This is a genomic window from Stenotrophomonas sp. YJH_SMC_40 (assembly GCF_059368615.1).
The window spans coordinates 1-21224 of record NZ_JCAFRX010000009.1 but is presented as its reverse complement, the minus strand read 5'-3'; the positions used below and the strand labels follow the sequence as shown (position 1 = coordinate 21224).

Genomic DNA, 21224 nt, shown 5'->3' with positions numbered 1-21224 from the left:
CGTTCCTGTCGCCATGGATGCCCGCTTTCCGGGTGTTTTCGCCGGCCGGGATTCAACCGTTGATGAACGCAGACGCCTCAAGCGGGCTTGAATCCTTGTCGTAATCGGACTTTGCAATTCGTTGTATGTTTTCACTCGCCTGCATCGGTTTTCCTACGTTCCCGCTTCATCCCCCAACGTAGGAAACCGCAATGAAAGCACTGATCATCACCACGGCAGCCCTGCTGCTGTCGGGCACCGCCACGGCCGCGACCACCGACTGGGACGGCTTCTACCTGGGTGCCCAGGCCTCGCATGGCGAGGGGCACAGCAAGGACCGCAGCAATGCCAACGCCTCGGAAAAGAGCGTGCGCGGCTTCACCGGCGGCGTGCAGGGTGGCCGTCGCTGGCAGTTCGACAACAACATCGTGGTCGGCGTTGAAGGCGCGCTGTCGTTCGGCAACGTCAGCCGTGACTGGAAGGATCGCGAGCAGCACCGGTACAGCCCGTACTACGGCAAGGACGCGGTGACCCGTTCGGGCACCTTCGATGTGACGCTGGGCCGTGCGATGGGCCGCTGGCTGCCCTACGTCGGCGCGGGCGTGACCGTGGCCCAGCAGGAATTCACCCTGGGCTGCGACAAGTCGCTGGTGGAAGCCACCAACGGCTGCCGCGTGGCCGAATTCGAGACCCGCGCCTCGCACCTGTCCACCGGCGCCCATGCCACCGCAGGCGTGCTGTACCGCTTCAACGACCGCCTCTCGGCCGGTGCCGAATACCGCTACACCCACCTGGGTTCCAGCCCGGTGACCCTGGAAGACCCCAACTACCCTGCTGCGGCCCGTCGCAGCTTCCATACCGACTACAGCAGCGTTACGCTGAAGTTGAACTACCACTTCTAACCGCCTGGCGACGCACCCGCAGGTCCCCCAGGGCGGCAGGGCGCGCAGGCACGAGAGATCTGCGATGTCCCTGTTCGAGCGCCTGTTCCAGCTGCAGCAGCACGGCACCACCGTGCGCACCGAGCTGCTGGCCGGTGTCACCACCTTCCTGACGATGTCCTACATCGTCTTCGTGAACCCCGAGATCCTCGGCACCACCGGCATGGACGCCGGTGCAGTGTTCGTGGCCACCTGCCTGGCCGCTGCGCTGGGTTCGGCGGTGATGGCGCTGGCCGCCAACTTCCCGGTCGGCATGGCACCGGGCATGGGCCTGAACGCGTTCTTCGCCTTCACCGTGGTCGGCGCCGCCGGCCTGCCGTGGCAGCAGGCACTGGGTGCGGTGTTCATCTCCGGCCTGGTGTTCCTGGTGCTGTCGCTGACCGGTGTACGCGCGTGGCTGGTGTCGGGCATTCCGTCGTCGCTACGCTCGGCCATCGTGGCTGGCATCGGCCTGTTCCTGGCGATCATCGCGCTGCAGAAGTCGGGCGTGATCGTCGGCAATGAGGACACGCTGGTGGCACTGGGCCCGTTGAACACGGCGCCGCCGCTGCTGGCACTGGCCGGCTTCCTGCTGATCGCGGTGCTGGAAGCGCGCCGCATCCGCGGTGCGATCCTGATCGGCATCCTGGCGGTGACCGGCGCTGGCTGGGCATTGGGCGATGTGCAGTACCAGGGCCTGGTCTCGCTGCCGCCGAGCCTGGCACCCACCTTCCTGCAGCTGGACCTGCCGGGCCTGCTGCACCATGACGGCGGCGCACCCATCGCAGTACTGCTGCAGGTGGTGCTGGTGTTCGTGCTGGTGGAAGTGTTCGATGCCACCGGCACGCTGTACGGCGTGGTCGGTCGCGCCGGCCTGCTGAAGCTGCCAGGCGCGCAGAAGCGTTTCGGCCGCGCGCTGCTGGCCGACAGTACCGCCATTGTGGCCGGCTCGATGCTGGGCACCAGCAGCACCACCGCCTTCGCTGAAAGCGCCTCGGGCGTGCAGGTGGGCGGCCGCACCGGCCTGACCGCACTGGTGGTTTCGGCGCTGTTCCTGGCCGCGCTGCTGTTCTCGCCGCTGGCGGCGATGGTGCCCAGCTATGCCACCGCACCCGCGCTGCTGTTCGTGGCCGGCCTGATGCTGCGCGAACTGGTGGAAGTGGACTGGAGCGACCTGACCGAATCGGTGCCCGCCGCGCTGTGTGCGCTGGCGATGCCGTTCACCTACTCGATTGCCAATGGTCTGGCGTTCGGCTTCATCGCCTATGCCGCGCTGAAGGCCGGTACCGGGCGCTGGCGCGAAGTGCATCCGGCCGTGTGGCTGGTGGCGGTGCTGTTCACCCTGCGCTACGCGTTGGAATAAGCGGTAGGCGATGCCGGCCAGCGGCCGGCACTACCAGAGCACGCTACGGCCCGCGGCCGGCACTACCGGACGCGGGGTTCACCCGCCACGCACGGGGCTTTGGGATGATGCGGGCATGGTTTGGCCTGCCCTTCCCGCGGATCCGTCTTCGCCGTTGCGCCGCCGGCTGCTGCGCGCGGCGGTGCTGGCGCCATTGGCCGGTACGCTCGCTACCCTGCCCGGCTGCTCGCTGCCGGTGCAGGTGGATGGCACCTTCCTGCAGCCGTGGCGCAGCCACCTGCAGTGGGGCCTGGCCGACTGGCAGCGATCCTTGAAGCTTGCACGTACGCTGGGCTGCCGGCAGCTGGTGCTGCAATGGACCGGCATCGTCGGTGGCAGCGACGGCGACTGGTCGCTACCCGACGGCAGCCTGCAGCAGCTGTTTACCGCCGCCGGCGAGAACGGCATCCGCATCCGCGTCGGCCTGCCCTTCCAGCAACGCTGGTGGCAGGCCATCGCCGCGGACGACGCCACGCTGAAGGCCTTCCTGGCCGAGAGCCTGGCGTACGCACGCAGCTGGTTGGCACAGGCACCCTGGGCGCAGCAGCCGGCCTTCGGGGGCTGGTACCTGCCCTACGAACTGGAGCAGTACCACTGGGCCGTTCCGGCCCGCCAGCAATGGCTGGCGCAGTGGCTGCACGGGCTGGTGCAGGCCGCCAGCACGCGCGGCGGTGACTGTGCGATCTCCTGCTACTTCAGCCGCCTGCAGACCGATGGCAACCTGGTCACGCTGTGGCAGGCGGTGCTGGCACAGGCCACGCTGCGGCCGATGGTACAGGACGGCGTGGGCGTAGCCGGCGCCGGCAACGTGCAGCAGCTTCAGCCGTTGCTCGATCATTTCCACGCGCAGGGCATCGGCTTCGATGCGATCGTTGAGTTGTTCCGCGAACTGCCCGGCGGCCCTGCCGACGGCAGCGGATTCAAGGGCGAAACGGCCGATGCCGCACGCATCCAGCGGCAGTTGGCATGGGCACGCGACAGCGGCGCACAGCACGTGCTGGTCTATGCACTGGAGCCATGGCTGACCCAGGACACACCGCAGGCCGCAGCGCTTCGGCGACGCTGGGGCCTGCCTCAGTAATAGAGGATGGCGGTGGCGAACAGGCCCTTGGCACGCTGCGTATCACCACCGCCGATCGCGAAGCGGTATTGCACGGTCAGGTCCAGGTAGGAACGCGGCGTGTTGTAGTGGTCCTCGCGGAACCCGTAACGCACGCCCACACCCGGCCCTGCGCCAAGTGACCAGCTGCGCTGCGTATCGTTGAGCGCGAACGACTGCGCCGGGAACGGCGGATAACGGATGTCGCGCGCGCGTGAGCGCTGGTCCAGCCAATCGGCACCCACCACGACATAGGGTGTGACCACCCAATGCGTCTGCCCTGCACCGAAGCGGAAACTGCGCCCGGCGCGCAGTTCACCGGCAGCGAACCACTGTTCGCGATGCAGGCGGCCATTGGCCTCACCGATCCGACGCACCGGCGCGCCATTGGCATCGAGTGCATCGAGGGTGAAGTGCGCGCTGTTGTCATCCCAGGTATAGCCGCCCTGCGCGTAGCCGCTGACCATCCACCACTGGTTGACGTCGGTGCGCAGATCGGTGCCGTGGTAATAGCCATAGGTCAGGTAGGACATCCAGCCACCGGAACCGCTGGCCAAGCGGTAGCGGGCCAGCGTGCTGGCTTCCAGTGGCGGGTTACGGGCCAGCTGCAGGCGGCACTGCACGGCCGCCGAGGCGGGGTAGACCTCGCCCTGGCGGGTTGCGCTGCCGAGGAACTGGCGGCGCTCGATGCCGGCGCTCAGGCCGGTCTGGCCGAAGGCGTAGCGCATGCCGAACGAAGCGATGGTTGACGGCCAGCCGGTGGTGGAACGCGAATGGCTGAGGCGTTCGGCGCGTGCACGCGCATCCGGCGTTGATTCGCCGGTGCACGGGTCCACCGCGCGGATCGATTCGTAAGTGCCACCCTCGTCGTACAGCGTGTTGAGCAGGCGTGCGTAGAGTTCCAGCGTGCCATGCTGGTCGTTGAAGGCCGGGGGCCGCCAGAACGCCTCCAGCGTGCTGAACACCGAATCGCCCGGCGTGCTGATCGCTGCACCGCCGACATTGGTCGCCGCCTGGCGCGCACCACGGAAACCCGCCGAGGCGATCACGCCCCACTCGCGCGAGTAATTGGCGATGGCATTGCGCACGCTGTAGCGTTGGCGCTCATCCAGTGGCAGCTCACCGGCATCGGCGCGATCAATGGCGCTACGCAGCAGCGTCACCGCCTGTGGATGGTCGCCGTTGGCTGCGCTGGCGTAGGCCTGGTCGAGCACTACGCTTTTCGGTGCCCTGCCGGTGGCCTCGGCGGCCCGGAAGTCGGCCAGCGCGCGCGCCGGCTCATGGGCCTTCTGGTTGAGGTAGCCGCGCTGCATCAGCGCCCCCGCGTCATCAGGGTGCTGTGCCAGTGCCGCATCCAGGCGCTGCCGCGCTTCATCCTGCTGGGCACGGTTGCCCGCCGCCAGCGTGGTGGTCAGCAGGCCTTGCAGGTTCGCGTCGTCCGGTGCGAGTTGCACGGCCTGCCGCGCCTCACCGATGGCATCGGCGTAATCCTGGCGCGCGTAGGCAGCGTAGGCACGCTGTGCGGCACCGCCATCCCCCTGCAGATCGGCCGGCACCAGTTCGCAGACGTTGCCGCTGTCACCGGACTGGCAGTGCTGGACCGGTGCCGGGTAGGCCTCGGCGCTGATGCGGGGAAGCGCGCGACTGGAGTGGATCGCCCGGCTGCGTTGCGCGATGCCCTGCTGCAGCAGCTGCTGCGCGCGTGCATCGCCCGCATCCGTTGACAATGCCGACTGCAACGGTGCCAGCAGTGCAGCTGCGCGTACCCGATCACCTGCGGCCAGTGCCGCATCCACCGCCAGCAGGCGCACGTTGCGCTGCTGCGCGGTTGATCCCGACGTGGCGAGCGCGGCATCGAAATCCTCATTGGCCCGCAGCGTACTGCCCTGGCGCTGGCGCAGGTAGCCACGCATCACCCGGGCATTGAGATCGTTGGCGTCCACCTGCAATGCCTGATCAGCACTGTGCTCAGCGTCGGCCAGCTGATCGCCCTGCAGCTGCGCGGTGATCAGCAGCAACCGGTATGAAGCAACGTCGGGTGCCAGTTCCACGGCGGCGTGCGCCTGCTCAATGGCGGCGGCATCCTCGCCTGCGGACAGCAATTGATAGGCCTGCTGTGCCTGCAGCAGCGCGCGTTGGCGGTCCAGTGTCACGCGTCGCGCGCGCAGCGCTTCGACATTCGGTGCGCCCAGCTGCAGCGCGGTGCTGATGGCGGCGTCGGCCTGTTCGGGCTGTTGCTGTGCTTCCAACGCGGCCACCCACAGCAGGGCCCATGCGCCCTGTTTCGGCTGCTGCCGGAACGCCTGCTCGGCCTTGCTGGCGGCGATGCCCATCTGCCCGGCGTCGTAGGCCGCATAGGCTTCGGTTGCCAGCATGTGGGCCTGCCGGTTGTTGCGGTCTGCCGCCGTTGCGGGCGCACGCGGTACCGCTGTGCTGCGCGATGCACCTGTGGTCGTCCTGGGCGCAGCCGCCGCCAGCGGCGGCAAGGCCGGATCCTTCAACCCCGCATCCAGTGCACGACGTGCCTGCTGCTGCGCCTCGGCACCCCGCCCCAGTTTCTGCAGCGCATAGATCTGCAGCAGGCGCAGCCGCACCACGTCCGGGCGCAGCCGGATCGCTTCACTGGACTGCCGGTAGGCCGCAGGGTAATCGCCACGTTCATAGGCGGCAAACGCCTGCTCGGCGATGCGGTAGGCGGCACCGGACAATGGCAGTGGTGCATCGGTCTGTGCCAGCACCGGCGCGGCGGCCGTGGCCAATACCACGGCGATGACGGTGGACAGCAGCGTGGTCTTCATGCCGGCAAGGCTCCGGGCGGCGGCGACTGCAGCGTGGCCGCACGCCGGCGCTGCTCCTGCATGGCCTGGGCCACGGCCTCTTCGGTGGTGATGCCCTGCTTGACCAGGTAATCGCCGATGCGGCCGTCGCGCTGCGGCATGTAGTCGTCCAGTGCGATCTCGAAGCGTGCGTGATCGATCAGGCGCATTTCCACCAGCAGGTCTCCCAGCAGGGGCACGTTGTCCAGGTGCCATTGCCGGTCGCCACCGATCAGGCGCAGACCCGCGTTGATCTCGCTTTCGCGGGCGATGCTCTGTTCGATGTGCTCGCTGCGCGTTTCCTGCTTCAGCAGCGCCACGGCGTCGTCGGGCAGCGGACTGGCCACGGCCAGCCGCAGGGTGCCTTCCTGGCGCGGCGGCAGCGGCAGCATGCGCCATTGCACGCAGGCATCGGCACTGACCGGGAACTGGCAGGCGCGCAGGTAGTCCACATCGATCACCGCGCGTGGCAGGTCACCCTGGAACGCGATGGCCTCGGCCAGGGTCTCGTCATCCAGCCAGCCCTGGGTGAGCAGGATGCGGCCCAGCGGTTGCTGGCGGCCTGCCTGCTGCTGGTCCAGCGCCTGCTGCAGGCGCTCGGGTTCCACCGCCTGCCAGGTGGTCAACAGCTCACCGAGCTGCTTGCGGGTCTGCACCAGCTGCGCCGCATCGGGGAAGTCGTGCATGGTCTTGTCCCAGACCATGCGCTTGCCGAACAGCAGGTAGGCCAGGAAGACCTTCCAGGCACGGGCGGTGGCCATGAAATTGATCATGTTGCCGACCACCATGCGCGGGATCGACATCAGCGCGTGCTCCCAGCCGTACAACCGGTTGACGAAGTAGAAGCGCTGCACGACCCGGGTCGCCAGCGCTGCGGTGGTCAGCAGCGCGACATTCATCTGCCAGGTACCGGCCTGGAACACGCTGGGAAACTGCATCGTCCACAGCCCGGTCATCTTCAACAGCCAGAACAGCAGCAGCTGCAGGAAGATGATGTAGGCGATGATGCTGACGAACGAGGTGATGATGCCCTTGCGGTCGCGCGCCAGCAGGTACTTGGTGGCCAGCGATCCGCGCCAGCCCAGCGACTCCCAGCTCTGCAGGCCGATGCCCAGCACCCAGCGCGCCTTCTGCCGGTACGACGCGCGGAAGTTGTCGGGGAAGTACTCGCGCACGCACAGCGCCATCTGCTGGGTGCGCTCGCGCACCGGCCCCCAGCCGAACCAGGATGGGCGGCGCACGCGGAACTGCACGGGGAAGCGGGCGAAGATCGACTGCATGCCCATGGCTGCCAGCCTCGCACCGACGTCGTAATCCTCGGTGAGGCTGTCGGTGTTGAAAGGCTGGTTGTCGGTCTGCGCGCTCAGCGCCAGCAGCGCGCGCCGCGAGAAGCAGGTACCCACGCCCGCGGAGGGCACCATGCCGGACACGCTCTCGCGCACCACCAGATCCTTTGCGTGCCATTCGGCGAATTCGTCCATGTAGACGCCGGCCACCAGTTCGTACCACTCGCGGTCCAGTGAGGTGACCGGCAGCTGGATCATGTCCTTGCGCGGCAGCAGGTAGTTGTAGAAGCGCAGTTCCATCGGGTGCAGCACGTCCTCGCTGTCGTGCAGGATCACGCCGGCGAATTCGATGTCGTGGCGCTTCTCGTAATCGAAGATGGCCAGGATCAACCAGTTCAGGCAGTCCGCCTTGCTGGTCGGCCCGTCGTGCGGCACTTCAACGCGGCGCAGGCGCTTGTAGCGGCGGCGCATGCGCTCCACTTCGTCGATGGTCTGCTGGTCGTTGGGATAGGTGCCGACGAACACGACGTACTCGCGGTAGTCGAGCACGTTGATCATGTTCTCCACCATCTGCGCGATGACGTCGTATTCCATCCACGCCGGCACCATGATCGCCAGCGGCTGTTGCGGCCGCTGCATCAGGTCTTCCTGGGTCAGCGGCCGGTACGCTTCGCGGCGCTTGATGGTAAGCGCGCGCCAACTCTCGCGCACCCAGTACCAGACATCGATGAACAGGTCATCGAGGCTGGAGATCAGGATCAGCACGGCCACCGCCGCCGCCGCCGCCGTGGTTTCCAGGAAGGCGTAATAGTTGGCCAGCTGGATGTTCCAGAACAGACCGTCCACGGTGGATCAGTGCCCTGTGTTGGCGGACTTGCGGCGGCGCACCTGGGTGACGCGGGCGGCCAGCAGCGCGAACACGATCACGCCGACCAGCAGCAGCAACCAGACCATGTGCCGTTCCCACTTCGATTGTGGATTGCCATCCTGGGCAACGTGGCTCCCGTAAGGATCCTGGCGATCGAACTCGCGCACGGCATCACTGCCGTCGAGCACCGCCAGATCACCGCGCAGCAGCCGGAACGGTGCGCCGAACGACGGTGCCTGAGTGCCCAGGTCGCTGTACAGCACGCCGAGCTGGCCGCCGGAGGTGCCGACCTGCACCACCGCGGCGCGGTCCAGGCCGCTGACATCCAGCAGCGGCTGAGGCTTCCCGCCGATCAGCAGGTGGCCGTCCTTCAGGCCGGCCACATCGACACCCGACGGCGCCACACCGAAAGCCAGCCACGGCGCACCCGGGCTGACCGCCGCACCGGCATCGACCACCTTCAGCTCCGACGCCTCTGGCGAGGCCCCCACTGCACTGGCCACCGCGATCACCTTGCGCAGCGATGCCGGCGCGTCCTGCAGCCACGTGGCGGGCACGAACATCTGGTTGCCGCGTGACAGCTGGCTGCTGGCACCGACGAAGTCACTGCCCAGCGAACGCTTGGCCAGGGTCATGTGGCTGCTGGGCAGGATCGAGACCGGATACGCGGTGGCCGGATCGTGGCAATAGGGACGAGCCGGCTGGCGCAGGAAGCTGACGCGGATCTCGTTGCGTGCCGACAGCGCGTAGGCCGGCACCCTGGCCACCAGCCGCTGCGGCTGGCCGTTGGCCGACAGCACCTTGCCGCCCAGCAGGTAATCGTTGAAATGGATGGTGGCCACCGCGCCCTGCCCGGCCGCATTGGGGGCCGCCGAGACATCGATCACCACCTCCTCGGGCAGGCGCCCGTCGGCCGACAACGCGCCGAGGTCGAAGCTGGCGCTGCGGTCCGCGCGGGTCACGACATCCATCGTGCCGGCGATGTTGCCGAGTCGGCTCAGCAGCACCTGGTCACCGTCCAGCTTCGGCGTGCCCGCTGCGCTGACCTGCAGGCTACGGCCCAGCGCATAGCTGCGCCACTGTTCGGCGAACAGCCCGGCGATCTTGCCCGCCGCCGCCGGGTCGACCACCAGCGTCGGACGGCCGGCAACGGCCACCACGCGGACCGAGGCGGTGGCCGCGGGCTTTTCCAGGCCGCCCATGTCGGTACCGCGCCACGCGGCGAAGGCCGTGACCGCATCGGCGCCGGTGGCGCCGACCTGTGCAGCGAGCGCATCCAGTCCCGCGCGCACGCCGGCCCGCAGCGCATCGCTGCCGATCATCACCTCTGCGGCCAATGGCCCACTGTCACGCAGCGACAGCAGTGCCCCCACTTCAGCCAGATCCTTGATCGCATGCGCGCGCTCGCCAGTGGCCAGCGCGGCATAGGCCGGCACGATCTGCAGGCTGGCCGGGATGCTGATGCCGGTCAGGTCGACGCTGTCACCGACCTTGGGCAGCGCCACCACCTGCACCTGCTTGCCACCGGCCTGCAATGCGGTACCGATGCGCCAGGCCGCATCGTAGGCGGGCGCCTGCAGTGCCTTGCCATCCACCAGCAGGCGCACCTGCGGGGGCAGCGCGCCCCACGCCTTGGCCACGGTGTCCACGGCGCGGCCGTCGAAGCGGTAGCTGAAGCGCGAGTCCGGCGACAGCCGCAGCACGTTGGCCGGCGCGCTCTGGTCGGCACATTGGTAGTCGGACACGATCGACCACCAGCCGACGCCGACCCGCACGAAGCCGTTCTGGCGGGGTTCGCCATCGATGGCCAGCAGCTGGCTGGCGTCACCCTGTGCGTCGGTGATCGAGCGCGCGGCGATCGGATCGCCATCGACCGACCACAGGCCAGAAGTGCGCCCGGCATGGCCGCGCACGTAGCGCCCGTCCAGCTGCAGCTGCGCATCGCGGGTGGCGACACCGGCCGGCACCGGTAGGTAGATCTCGCGCTGGCTCTCCTGCCCGCTGAGCACCAGCGGTTGGCGGAAACCGAGTTCGCGCAGGGTCATCTGCCGGCTGACCGTGCTGTCACCGCTCCACTCGGCGAACTGGCCGGCGACGCTGTCGGCGGCATGGGCACTGCCAACCACGCCCGACAGGACGAACGCGACGGCGGATGCAAACAGGGGAGAGCGGCCGGTCTGGGTCATGGCGTCACTTCGCGTGGGTGGGGGTGGACGGCGCCGCTGCTGCGGAGGCCGGGCGAGAATTCGGGAAGCGGCGTGCCACGCAGGGCGGCGACGATGCGCGCGCTGGCGCGGCCATCGCCGTAGGGGCTGGCATCGGGATCGAAGCGGGTCAGGTGCGGTGGTTGTGCCAGTGCCGCGTTGACCGCCTCGACAATGCGCGAGGGCGTGGTGCCGACCAGCCTCACCACACCGGCCTCGACCGCCTCCGGGCGTTCGGTGACGTCGCGCATGACCAGCACCGGCTTGGCCAGCGCCGGTGCCTCTTCCTGCACGCCACCGGAGTCGGTGAGGATGACGTCGGCGCGCTGCATCAGCCGCACGAAGCGCAGGTAGTCCTGCGGCGGCACCAGGTGCACGTTGTCGAGATGGCCGAGGTGGGCGTTGACCGGGCCCTGCACGTTCGGGTTCAGATGCACCGGGTACAGCACCTGCAGGTCCGGCCGCCGTGCCAGCTCGGCCAGCGCACGGCAGATGTCCTCGAAGCCCTGCCCGAAGCTCTCGCGGCGGTGGCCGGTGACCAGCAGCAGGCGACGATCGGGGTCAAGCATGTGGAAGGGTTCGTCAGCCCGCGCACGCAGCGCCGGGTCGGCATCCAGGCGCTCCACGGTCTGCTGCAGGGCATCGATGACGGTGTTGCCGGTGACCAGGATCTGCCCGCCCAGGTGTTCACCGGCCAGGTTGGCGCGCGAGCTGGGCGTGGGCGCGTACAACTGGTCGCCGACCACATCGATCACCCGCCGGTTCATTTCCTCCGGCCACGGCCGGTTGATGTCACCGGTGCGCAGTCCGGCCTCGACATGACCGATCGGAATCCGGTGGTGGAACGCGGCCAGCGCGGCGGTCATCGCCGTGGTGGTATCACCGTGCACCAGCACCCGGTCGGGACGGACCTGCGTGTAGAGCGCGTCAAGCCGTTCGAACAGTCTGGAACACAGGCCATTGAGGGTCTGGTTGGGCACCATGACATCCAGGTCATGGTCGGCGGTGATCTCGAACAGCGACATCACCTGGTCCAGCATCGCCCGGTGCTGGCCGGTGATGCAGACCACCGATTCGATGTCCGCAGCCTCGGCCAGGGCCCGCACCAGCGGCCCCATCTTGATCGCTTCCGGTCGCGTGCCAAACACCGACAGGACCTTCACCGCAGCGCTCCGGACAGCCGGTGCGGGGAAATGCCAGGAGCTGTAGCCACGTCTGGATCCTTTCGGCGTTCCCGTCCAATACCCGCAGGCAGGAGACGGTCACCTCATGAGGAAACTCCAAAATCGCGACGTACATCACATTCGAATGATGGTACGCGCGTCGTGGCATTGATCTTCATCGTTGGAAGATCAAGACGCAGTCAACGCCGCCCGTGTCACGGGCGACGTTGCGGTGGAACGCAGCAGTGGCTGCGGCCTGGGGCAGCCTTACTCGTACTGGATGGTGAAGGTGGCCTGGCCGTTCGCGACACCGGCACCGACCGTGCCGGCCTGGGTCTGCACATAGCGGGCGCGCAGCGGCAAGGTCATCGTGCTGGTGCCGGGGGTGGTGGTACCGACATTGACGGTCTGGCCGAAGCGCACTTCGCGCTCGGTGGTGCCATCGCGCTGGACCATCTGGATGCCGATGCGGGTGGCGCTGTTGGTGGCCGCACTGAGCTTCAGCACGCCCGGCATGTTCGAGCTGTCCTGATCGGCATCGAGGCGGATGCCGATCTTGCTCTGGTACTGCGCGACATTGCTGCCCTGGCAGTTCAGGCGGATCTCGAAATCGCGGTCAACGGCCTTGGAACCGACACCGGTGAAGGTAGTGTTGGGCACGCTGCCGAAATCGACGGCGATATTGCGGCTGCCGGCCTGCACTTCACAGGTCGGGCTGACCACGGTGGTGCCCGAGCCCTTGAAGGTCGAGGTCAGTTCCGGACGGCCAGGGCCGTCGCCGTCGAGATAATAGGTGGTGAAGCGGCCGTTAGGCGCGATGATGCCCGAGCCCGTCTGCGCGGCGGTCTTGATCAGCTCCACCCGGAAGCGGCCACCGTTGAGGGTCAACGTCCGGCTGCCCCCCAATTGCAGGGTATGCGGGTAGTAAGTCTGGATGGTGCCCGAATCACGATAGACACGAATGCCCACCCCGGCTACATCGGTGGCATAGACGTTGCTGAAACCCGGGACCGCGTTCTGCTGCGCGGCGTTGACGAAACGGCCATTGGCACTACCGCCCCAGCGATCGCAGTAACCGATGCTGTCGCGCTGGTTGATAGGCACGATCAGCTCCTTGATCACACCACCGACGGGCAGACTGGGCAGGATTACGATCTGCCCCATGTCCATCTGCACGTCCTGCGCGACAAAGCCCTGTTGGGTGATGTAGCAGGTCGCCAACGCGGGGCTGGCCACGGCAATACCAGCCAATATGGCCACCGCACTCAGCGCCTTGCGGCCACGGGAAGAGATCATCGGCATGCTGCCTCCAGCGGGATGAAGCCGGTCCTGGACGCATCGGCGCCCGCCGGAACCTGGTAATCGACGGTGCAGCGCTGGTCGGCGCCGGCGCCCCACTCCACCAGCAGGCGGCCCTGGTTCTTTTCACTGCGCACGTACAGGCGGCCACCCTGGCTGACCATGCCCACCGGCTGGCCCTGCTCATCCTTGACCTGCGCACCGAACGGCATGGTGCGGCCATCCGGGTTGCGTACCTGGATCAGCAGCGCGTTGCCCTTGCGGGTATCGAAGCGCAGGTAGCTGATGGCACCGGCGAACGGCGCGATCGACTGGCTGGTGCTTTCCAGCTCGACGTCGTGGGCCATGCCCTGCGGGTCGAGGGTGACGGTGTTGAGGCGGTACGGCGACACGTACGGGACCACCGCGTAGCCGCGGCCATCGACGCGCAGGCCCGGGGCGTTGCTGACGATCGCATCGCGTGCGCCCGGCGCTTCCACCAGCACCATGGTGTCGCCACGCTGCGGGGTGAAGGTGAAGCCGCCCGGATGCACGACCACGCTGCCGTTGGCACCGACCGAAGCCTGGCGGAAATCGCGCGAGTGGCTGTAGGTCGCGTTCAACGCGGAGTAGCGGCTGCGGTACTCGGCGTTGCCGACCGCGGTGGTTCCACCTTCGCGGGAATCGGACAGCGCCACGCCGTAGCTGAAGTTGTTGTCGACACCGGCCGAACCGGTGATGCCGACGCGGCTGTTGTCGTAGCCACCGCGGTCGCGCACGCCGAGATCGGCGCTGAACGACACCGGGTGGGAACCACGACCCAGCGGCACGCTCATCGACAACAGGTACTGGGTGTCGGAACGGCCCAGCACGCCCTCTTCGGTGCGCAGCGCCGAGAAGCCGTAGTTCACCGAGCGCCAGGCATTGTTGTAGCCCACCTGGTACTGCTTGGAGGTGCCGGAACGGTCGTAGAAGTCACGCACCGAACCGGTCACGTACAGCGCGCCGCCGCGACGGCCCAGCGGCTGGTTCAGCGTTACCTGGAACTGGCTGCGCTGGCGGCCACGGGTGGTCGGATCGATGCCGCGCTTGTCCGAATCACGGCCGTACAGCGCGTCCTGCAGGCTGTAGAAGCCTTCGGTCGAATAGCGGTAGGCGGCCAGGGTCAGGTTGGTCCCGGTCTCGCCGATCATGTTGCTGTAGCTCAAGCGCACGCTGGCACCGGTGTGGTTGCCGTAGTGATCGAACGAGGTACGCGCATGGGTGACGTCGGCAGCGAATGCGCCGACCGGCGTGGACAGGCCGACGCCGTACAGCAGCGACAGGTAGCCATCGCTCAGTGCACTGCCACCGTACAGGGTCAGCTGGTTGCCGATACCGCGCTGGTAGGTGCCCTGCACCAGCCACGGCTCATCGGCCAGCAGCTTGTTGCGCACCTGGCCGGCCGTCAGCGAGTAACGCGACACGCCTTCCCGCAGCATCTGCGGCACCGAACCGAACGGCACCTTGAATTCGCGGCGGCGGCCATCGGCCTCGATCACGCTCACTTCCAGATCGCCGCCGTAGCCGGTCGGGTACAGGTCGTCGATGACGAAGCTGCCCGGCGACACGGTGGAGGAGTAGATCAGCTGCTCGTTCTGGCGCACTTCGATGCGCGCGTTGGTCTCGGCGATGCCGCGCACGACCGGCGCGTAACCGCGCAGCGAATCGGGCAGCATGCGGTCGTCGCTGGCCAGACTGGCACCGCGGTAACCGATCGAATCGAACAGTTCACCGGTGGTGTAGGCCTCACCGATGGTGAGCATGCCGCGCACCTGCGGAATGCCGCGCTGCGCATAGGTGGCGATGCTCTGCCAATGGCGGCCGTCGCCCTCGGACCAGGTCAGGTTCGAATCGTGGCGGAACTGCCAGCCACCCAGGTTCATGCCAGCGTTGAGGCCGAGGTAGGCACTGCGGTTGCGCTGGCCACCTTCGACGCGGCTGTCGCTGTCGATGGCATTGAAGCTGTAACCGACGAAACCGGCGTTGATGCCACGGTCCCACAGCGCCGGGTTGACGTAGCCACGCGCCTCGCGGCGCAGGAACACCTGCGGGATGCTCAGGTCGTAGCGCAGGTTGCCGCTGTCATAGACACCATAGGCGTTGGCCATGCGCTGCTGGACCGGCACGCAGCTGGTCTTGTCGGTGGGCACGGACGGATCCTGCTGCAGCAGCACGGCCTCGCTGTCCACGCCCATTTCTTCCAGCATCGGCAGCGGCAGGCAGGCGTCGACACGGCCCTGCGCATCGGCCTTGAACTGCAGATCGCGACGGCCCTGCCAGGCACCGTTGACGTACACGTCGACACGATAGTTGCCGGCCACCATCGGGTTGCCGTTGCTGAAGGCCGCCAGGTCCACCTGCTTGGCCTGGCCAGACAGGAAGCTGGAGTTGAACTGCGCCGATTCGGGTGCACGCGCATTGGCCGCACCACTCTGCGCCATGAGCGCCTGTTCGCCGAGATTGGCCGGGGCAGCCAGCGCCCATCCTGGGCAGGCCACGCCAGCAACCAACAGGCAAAGCGCCTGATGGATCGACAATGTCAATCTGTTTCCGATCACACTGACATTCCTTCAATTCGCCGCACAGCGGCGGTGGCGGGATGCGCAGGCCAGGGGCCGGCGCGGCGCGTTCAGCCCCCGGTGCTGCCGAGGCGGATGGTGTGTTCCACCCGGCCGCCGTAGTCGTTGATGGTGATGAAGCGGACCTGGTCGGTGCCCGCCGGTGCGGCGAACTCCAGGCTCTGCTTCGGCGCGACCATCGCGCCCTTGTCCTCGACGGCCTTTTCACTGCTGCCGCTCACGGCATGTACTTCGGCCAGAGTGACGTGGAAGGGGCTCGGGTTTTCCACCCGCAGGCGGTCGCCATTGCGGGTCCAGCGCAGCGCTGCCGGTGCATCGTTGGCGACGCCCTTCAGGCCCTGCGGCCGGTAGAAAAGTTTCAGGCGCGAACGAAACGCGACCTGCAGGTAATTCTGTTCGCCGCTGTCAGCGTTGTCCGGGGACGGCGGCACATCCAGCACGTTGAGCCAGAACACCGACTCGCGGTCGGTCGGCAACTGCGCGCCGGAGAAGATCAGTCGCAGCGCCTGGCTGCGGCCCGGCTCGACGCGCGCGATCGGCGGCGTCAGTACGAACGGGGCATCGCTGGTATCGGCGGTCTGGTTGGCGTCGCCGCTGTCGATCCAGGCCTGCACCAGCGCCGGCGAATCGCCCACGTTGTCGACCTGCACGGTGACTTCGCGCGCCTGCGCCGGATAGATCACTCGCGTGCCATTGACCACCACGCCGGCCAGAGCGTTCTGGCAGAAGGGCAGCGTGAACGCTGCCAGCAGCAGCGCCCGGGGAAAGAATGCTTTCATCGGAAGTACTACGCTCGAGGTATGTGGCCAGGGGCCGCGATGCACGGGCCGGCGCGTACGCCGGCCAGTGCGGGTACGGCTACGATCAGTTGTAGATGATCGTGTACTTGACGCTGCTGGTGACGTCGCCCGGGGTGGCGGCGGCAGTGGCGTAGTACTCAGCGTAGTAGTTCAGGTCGGCCGAGCCGTCGGTGCCGACGGTGACCCACTGCGAGTTGGTCTGGGCCAGGCCAGCGCCGGCAGCCTTGATCGGCAGGACCTGGTTGTTCGAGCCCAGCAGCTGCAGCTGCACGTTGGTGGCAGCGTTGGCCGAGGCCTGGTTCAGCAGGCGGCCGGTGTTGAAGTCAACGGTCGAACCCGGCTCGAAGTAGGTCGCGACGTTGCCGGCGCTGCACTTGGTCAGGTTGATGGCGAACGGGGTACGACCGGCGACGGCACCGGCGGTGGCCAGGGTGTTCTTGGACACGGTCGGCAGGTTGACGGCGAAGTCCTTGCCGCCCGGGGGGGTCGAGATGGTGCAGGTCTTGTCGGTCACCTTGCCGTTGAAGGTGATGGTGCCGTCGGCGGCGTTGGCGGCCAGCGGAGCGGCGGCCAGCATCAGAGCGGCAATGAGGTTGATCTTGTGCATTCGCTTTTACCTAACCCTACTGAAGAGATGAGAAGTAGAGGAGGAAGCAAGGAGCACTGCCGGGCTATCAAGACCCATCCTTGCGTCTCACCTGTGGCCGGACTCGGACATACCTTCCCCTGAATCCGTGACGCAAGTATAGGCACAACTGTGATGAAAGTCTCATTATTTTTCTGAACGCCAATTCATTGACGCCTCAAATGTGACGTGTTAGGCGAAATCATGGTTGGGGGAGCGCAAGGAATTTGACGGTGGCCGGATCAGGCCACAAACGACCCTGCATGACGCACCTGGCGGCGCGTTCGGCATGCGCGGAAACAGGCCTTTTTAAGGTGGAAATCACCTTATTTGATGCGCATCACTCTTTGTTGGTGATGGCCCTAGCAGATTCGGAATCGTCCTATTAAAGACGGATCGAACCTGTCGCTAACTAGGACACACCGAACCAGAGAACGTGTCATGAGAACCTCCCTTCTGCTGTGCGTGGCCCTGATGTCCGTCAGTGCGCTGGCCCAGGCCAGTAGCGGCAGCATTCGTTTCAGCGGCCGTATCGCCGAGCCGGGCTGCACGACCAACCTGTCCCAGGGCGAGCTGAGCCTGGCGGCCTGCCCGCCGTCGGCCAAGGGCTCGACGGTGGCCGTGACGGCGCTGGCCGATGGCCAGGCCGCGACGCTGCGCGACGGCAAGCGGCAGGGGCAGAAGCTGTCGGTGTCGGCCAGCGCGATGCGCGCCGGCGATATCGCCTTCTCCGAGCGCTACAGCGTGCAGGCTTCGAAGCAGCAGCCGCTGCAGGGTGCCTACCTGGTGGTGGTCGACTACCTGTAAGCCGACGTGTTTACGCCGGCGGCAGCTCGAAGACCTGGCGCAGGTAGGCCAGGTAGCCGGGGTCGTCGCACATGCTCTTGCCCGGCGAATCGCTGAGCTTGGCCACCGGCTGGCCGTTGCAGCGGACCATCTTGATCACGATGTTCAGCGGCGTCGGACCCAGATCATTGGTCAGGTGGGTGCCGACGCCGAACGCGACCTGGCAGCGACCACGGAAGTAGTCGTACAGGCGCATGACCTTGGCGATGTCGAGCCCATCGCTGAACACCAGCACCTTGCTGCGCGGATCGACGCGGCGCTGCTGGAAGTGCGCCAGCATGCGGTCGCCCCAGTCGAACGGATCGCCCGAATCGTGGCGGACACCGTCGAACAGCTTGCAGAAGTACATATCGAAGTCGCGCAGGAACGCATCCAAGCCGACCACGTCGGACAGCGCGATGCCGAGGTCGCCGCGATACTCGCGTGCCCACGATTCCAGCGCCGCCACCTGCGAGTCACGCAGGCGTGGGCCCAGCGCCTGGAAGGCCTGCAGATACTCATGGGCCATGGTGCCGTGCGGGGTCATGCCATACAGGCGGGCGAAGTGCACGTTGCTGGTGCCGACCAGCTGCGGGCCGAGCGCATCGCGCAGCAGCGGCAGCAGGCGCGCGTGCCAGTCGCGCGAGTAGCGGCGACGGCTGCCGTAGTCGGCGATGCGGCACTGTTCGAAACCGGGGGTATCGCGCAGCAGCGCGGCCTTGGCCTGCAGGCGACGCTCGCCTTCGGCGAAGTCGGCGGTGGTGGTGTTGCGGAACCAGACTTCGTTGATGATCGCCAGCAGCGGCACTTCGAACAGGATAGTGTGCAGCCACGGGCCGGTGATGTCCAGTTCGATCTCGCCGGGCACGGCCTTCGACGCGCGCAGCTGGATGTACTTGCGGTCGAGGTGGAACAGGCCGAGGAAATCGGCGAAGTCGGGCTTCACGAAGCGCAGGCCACGCATGTAATCCAGCTCCGCGTCGCTGAAACGCAGGCTGCACAGGTGGTCGATCTCTTCGTCGATCTGGTCGATGTAATGGGCCAGGTCGATGCCGGGCGTGCGGCACTTGAACCGGTACTGCACCTGGGCACCGGGGTGCTGGTGGAGCACCGCCTGCATCATGGTGAACTTGTACAGGTCGGTGTCGAGCAGGGACTGGATGATAGGCATGGGGCGGATTATGCGCCCAGCAGGGTGAACCGGGGGCGCGGCCAGTGGATCCACACCATGCGTGGATGACCCTATCCATGCAGCCGAGCGTGGGCTCGGCTCTCCGCGGAACGGCATTGGTAGATCCACGCCATGCGTGGATGCCCTTCCGGTTCTACAACGACCTGCGCAGCAGGCGCGGCACCAGCATCAGGGCGTGCGCCCAGATCGCGCCCCACACCGCCACGCGCACCGGCAGCGAACGCTGACTGGCCTCGAACTTCCGGAAATAGCGCCACAGGCCCTTGTGCTTGTGCCATTCGACGAAGAACGGCCGTGAGCGGCTGGAGACACCGCGCACATGGGTGACCTGCAGGTCGTTGGCGATCGCCACCACCGCGCCAGCCTCACGTGCGCGCCGGCACAAGTCCAGGTCTTCGGCGTGCAGGCGATAGCCGGCGTCCCAGCCACCGATGCGGTCGAACAGCGCACGTGGCATCAGCAGCAGCGCGCCAGACAACGCCGGCACCCGCTGCAGCGCCTGCTGCGGATCGCGCGGGACCGACAGCTTCGAGCCTTTGCCGGGCGAACGCAGCATCAACAGGAAATCCGGATCACGACGGCGCACGGCCTCGTCCGCATGGCCATGCTCGTCCAGCTGTTCGACACCCAGCAGGCAATCCCCCAACCGTTCGGCACGGCTGCGCAGCTCGGCCAGAGTATCGGGCTCGACCATAAGGTCCGGGTTGATGAAGGCCAGCCACGGGCTGTGCGAATCGGCCACCCCCTGGTTGTTTGCGGCGGCAAAGCCGGGATTGTCCGGATTGCCGACAAAACGCACGCGCGGGTCGTGGCTGGCATGGCGCTGCACGATATCCAGCGTGCCATCCATCGAGCCGTTGTCGATCACCCGGATTTCGGCCACGTCCTGCGCCTGGCGCAGGCGCGAGAGGCAGGCATCGATGGTGCTGCCGCTCTGGTAGGTGACGACGATGGCGGCAATGGCAACATTCAAGCAGGAGGCTCCGGCGCGGAAGACGGGACGAACAGGTCCCCCTGTTCCTTCGGCATTATCGCCTGCCGCATGCGCTGCTGCAGGTCGGCACGCAGCCCGTGCAGTGGATCATGCATCAGGAAGTCAGCCAGCCGAGGCACCCAGCCCGGCCAGCGCGCGGCCAGGGCCTCGAGATCGCCATCACGGCTGACCGCCTCCCCTGCCCGGCTGACGAAGGCGGTCTCGCACAACACGTTGCGCCATCCCAGGCCGGCCATGCGCAGGCTGAGGTCGACCAGCGCCGCGTTCCAGCCGGCATAGCTGTCCACGTCCAGGCCGCCGGCACGCCGGCGCGCGTTGCCCCGCACCAGCACCGCGTGGGTGACCGCCGACGGCAGCTCCGGGTGCAGCGCTGGCAGGCCGGCACAGGTCTGCGCCAGCAGCGCGGCATCGTCGGGTTCCGGATTGATCTCGCCCAGCCGGGGCCACGCAGCGGTTTCGCCGGCATTGCACCACGGGGTTGCGGTGGCGATGGCGGCATCGCGGGCGAAGGTGTCCTGCAGCTGCTGCAGCCAGCCCGGCGCGGGCACGCTGTCCGGTGCCAGCACCGCCACGTCCATGCCATCGCAGGCGCGCAACATCTCGTCCAGGTGGGCCACCTCGCCCAGCGGCCGCGCGCGGCGGGTGTACTCGGCCTGCAGTGGCGTATGCGCCAACCAATGTTCCACCACCGCCTGCGCGCGCGGCCCGGTCTGCGCATCGTCGGCCAGCCAGACCGCGGTCCCCGGCGCGGTGCCGGCATCCAGTGCGGCCAGGCAGCGGTCGAGCGCGGCATCGTCCACGCACAGCGGCAACAACACGATCGCCCCCATCCCGCCTCCGTGGTTGTCGTTAGCCACAGCCTAGCACTGGGAGGGTATCGGCCGGGTTGCACCCGGCACCGGCAGAGGCCAGAGCCAGAGCCGAAGCAACAGCCGGAGCAAAAGCTGGGTTCCTGGCGGATGGCGGGGTGGGTCCGGTTGCGGGGGACGCTGCAAGTCCCCCTTCCGGGGCCCGGCCCAGCCGCTGGCGGCTGTGCGTTCGGGCGCTTGCGAAGCAGTGCTTCGCAAGCAAAGCGCCCTCACCCATGTAAGCTCGGTCGCCGCTTGCTCGTGTGCGCTGTCCTGCGCACACGGCAAGACCGGGGTTGGGCGT

The 21224-nt window shown here is 67.4% G+C and carries 15 protein-coding genes; 4 read left to right on the top strand and 11 right to left on the bottom strand.

The window, feature by feature from the left end; genetic code table 11:
• The first annotated feature begins 191 nt into the window (after window positions 1-191).
• From AC5P6X_RS16765 to AC5P6X_RS16755, 3 genes are all read left to right on the top strand, one after another.
• The gene (locus AC5P6X_RS16765; RefSeq protein ID WP_049451381.1) at window positions 192-881 is read left to right on the top strand and encodes an outer membrane protein; all 690 of its coding nucleotides are present in this window, start codon (window positions 192-194) and stop codon (window positions 879-881) included.
• 64 nt (window positions 882-945) lie between these two features.
• Window positions 946-2262 carry an NCS2 family permease gene (locus AC5P6X_RS16760; RefSeq protein ID WP_005408048.1) on the top strand — a complete coding sequence of 439 codons (1317 nt, stop codon included), beginning with the start codon at window positions 946-948 and terminating at the stop codon, window positions 2260-2262.
• Window positions 2263-2377: 115 nt separating this feature from the next.
• The gene (locus tag AC5P6X_RS16755; RefSeq protein ID WP_171039718.1) at window positions 2378-3382 is read left to right on the top strand and encodes a DUF4434 domain-containing protein; all 1005 of its coding nucleotides are present in this window, start codon (window positions 2378-2380) and stop codon (window positions 3380-3382) included.
• Here the strand turns inward: AC5P6X_RS16755 and AC5P6X_RS16750 are convergent.
• From AC5P6X_RS16750 to AC5P6X_RS16715, 8 genes are all read right to left on the bottom strand, one after another.
• Entirely contained in the window at window positions 3376-6198 is a 2823-nt protein-coding gene (locus tag AC5P6X_RS16750) for an NfrA family protein (protein ID WP_099605819.1), read from the bottom strand. The genes AC5P6X_RS16755 and AC5P6X_RS16750 overlap by 7 nt on opposite strands.
• On the bottom strand, window positions 6195-8348 hold the full coding sequence (locus tag AC5P6X_RS16745) for a glycosyl transferase family protein (RefSeq protein ID WP_495215534.1): 2154 nt from the start codon (window positions 8346-8348) through the stop codon (window positions 6195-6197). Before AC5P6X_RS16745 ends, AC5P6X_RS16750 begins: the two co-directional genes overlap by 4 nt.
• A gap of 6 nt (window positions 8349-8354) precedes the next feature.
• Window positions 8355-10556, bottom strand: coding sequence for a hypothetical protein (locus AC5P6X_RS16740; protein WP_099605817.1), 2202 nt, complete (start codon window positions 10554-10556; stop codon window positions 8355-8357).
• Complete coding sequence (gene wecB / locus AC5P6X_RS16735) at window positions 10553-11737, bottom strand: non-hydrolyzing UDP-N-acetylglucosamine 2-epimerase (RefSeq protein WP_099605816.1); 1185 nt, start codon at window positions 11735-11737, stop codon at window positions 10553-10555. Before wecB ends, AC5P6X_RS16740 begins: the two co-directional genes overlap by 4 nt.
• Window positions 11738-12004: 267 nt before the next feature.
• Entirely contained in the window at window positions 12005-13039 is a 1035-nt protein-coding gene (locus tag AC5P6X_RS16730; RefSeq protein WP_005408041.1) for a fimbrial protein, read from the bottom strand.
• Window positions 13030-15594 (bottom strand): fimbria/pilus outer membrane usher protein, encoded by a 2565-nt coding sequence (locus tag AC5P6X_RS16725; protein ID WP_099529822.1) that lies wholly within the window; start codon window positions 15592-15594, stop codon window positions 13030-13032. The genes AC5P6X_RS16730 and AC5P6X_RS16725 overlap by 10 nt, the downstream gene beginning before the upstream one ends.
• Window positions 15595-15686: 92 nt before the next feature.
• Window positions 15687-16415 carry a fimbrial biogenesis chaperone gene (locus AC5P6X_RS16720; RefSeq protein WP_088436096.1) on the bottom strand — a complete coding sequence of 243 codons (729 nt, stop codon included), beginning with the start codon at window positions 16413-16415 and terminating at the stop codon, window positions 15687-15689.
• An 85-nt stretch (window positions 16416-16500) separates the two neighbouring features.
• Window positions 16501-17043 (bottom strand): fimbrial protein, encoded by a 543-nt coding sequence (locus tag AC5P6X_RS16715; protein ID WP_495215533.1) that lies wholly within the window; start codon window positions 17041-17043, stop codon window positions 16501-16503.
• A 459-nt stretch (window positions 17044-17502) separates the two neighbouring features.
• Between AC5P6X_RS16715 and AC5P6X_RS16710 the strand changes: the two genes are divergently transcribed.
• A complete protein-coding gene (locus AC5P6X_RS16710; RefSeq protein ID WP_044569511.1) occupies window positions 17503-17868 on the top strand; it encodes a hypothetical protein in 366 nt (121 codons plus the stop codon).
• Window positions 17869-17878: 10 nt separating this feature from the next.
• Here the strand turns inward: AC5P6X_RS16710 and pncB are convergent, their stop codons facing one another.
• The 3 genes from pncB to AC5P6X_RS16695 all read right to left on the bottom strand — a co-directional run bounded on the left by pncB (window position 17879) and on the right by AC5P6X_RS16695 (window position 20902).
• Window positions 17879-19057 carry a nicotinate phosphoribosyltransferase gene (gene pncB / locus AC5P6X_RS16705; protein ID WP_088436097.1) on the bottom strand — a complete coding sequence of 393 codons (1179 nt, stop codon included), beginning with the start codon at window positions 19055-19057 and terminating at the stop codon, window positions 17879-17881.
• A 154-nt stretch (window positions 19058-19211) separates the two neighbouring features.
• Complete coding sequence (locus tag AC5P6X_RS16700) at window positions 19212-20051, bottom strand: glycosyltransferase family 2 protein (protein ID WP_099605815.1); 840 nt, start codon at window positions 20049-20051, stop codon at window positions 19212-19214.
• Window positions 20048-20902: a glycosyltransferase family 2 protein gene (locus AC5P6X_RS16695; protein ID WP_099605814.1), complete on the bottom strand. Its 855-nt coding sequence runs from the start codon at window positions 20900-20902 to the stop codon at window positions 20048-20050. Before AC5P6X_RS16695 ends, AC5P6X_RS16700 begins: the two co-directional genes overlap by 4 nt.
• Window positions 20903-21224: the final 322 nt, after the last annotated feature.

What these genes read in the sequence shown, in the direction of transcription:
- AC5P6X_RS16765 (WP_049451381.1), top strand. Translation starts at nt 192, where the DNA reads ATGAAAGCACTGATCATCACCACGGCAGCCCTGCTGCTGTCGGGCACC.
- AC5P6X_RS16760 (WP_005408048.1), top strand. Translation starts at nt 946, where the DNA reads ATGTCCCTGTTCGAGCGCCTGTTCCAGCTGCAGCAGCACGGCACCACC.
- AC5P6X_RS16755 (WP_171039718.1), top strand. Translation starts at nt 2,378, where the DNA reads ATGGTTTGGCCTGCCCTTCCCGCGGATCCGTCTTCGCCGTTGCGCCGC.
- AC5P6X_RS16750 (WP_099605819.1), bottom strand. Translation starts at nt 6,198, where the DNA reads ATGAAGACCACGCTGCTGTCCACCGTCATCGCCGTGGTATTGGCCACG.
- AC5P6X_RS16740 (WP_099605817.1), bottom strand. Translation starts at nt 10,556, where the DNA reads ATGACCCAGACCGGCCGCTCTCCCCTGTTTGCATCCGCCGTCGCGTTC.
- AC5P6X_RS16730 (WP_005408041.1), bottom strand. Translation starts at nt 13,039, where the DNA reads ATGCCGATGATCTCTTCCCGTGGCCGCAAGGCGCTGAGTGCGGTGGCC.
- AC5P6X_RS16720 (WP_088436096.1), bottom strand. Translation starts at nt 16,415, where the DNA reads ATGAAAGCATTCTTTCCCCGGGCGCTGCTGCTGGCAGCGTTCACGCTG.
- AC5P6X_RS16715 (WP_495215533.1), bottom strand. Translation starts at nt 17,043, where the DNA reads ATGCACAAGATCAACCTCATTGCCGCTCTGATGCTGGCCGCCGCTCCG.
- AC5P6X_RS16710 (WP_044569511.1), top strand. Translation starts at nt 17,503, where the DNA reads ATGAGAACCTCCCTTCTGCTGTGCGTGGCCCTGATGTCCGTCAGTGCG.
- pncB (WP_088436097.1), bottom strand. Translation starts at nt 19,057, where the DNA reads ATGCCTATCATCCAGTCCCTGCTCGACACCGACCTGTACAAGTTCACC.
- AC5P6X_RS16695 (WP_099605814.1), bottom strand. Translation starts at nt 20,902, where the DNA reads ATGGGGGCGATCGTGTTGTTGCCGCTGTGCGTGGACGATGCCGCGCTC.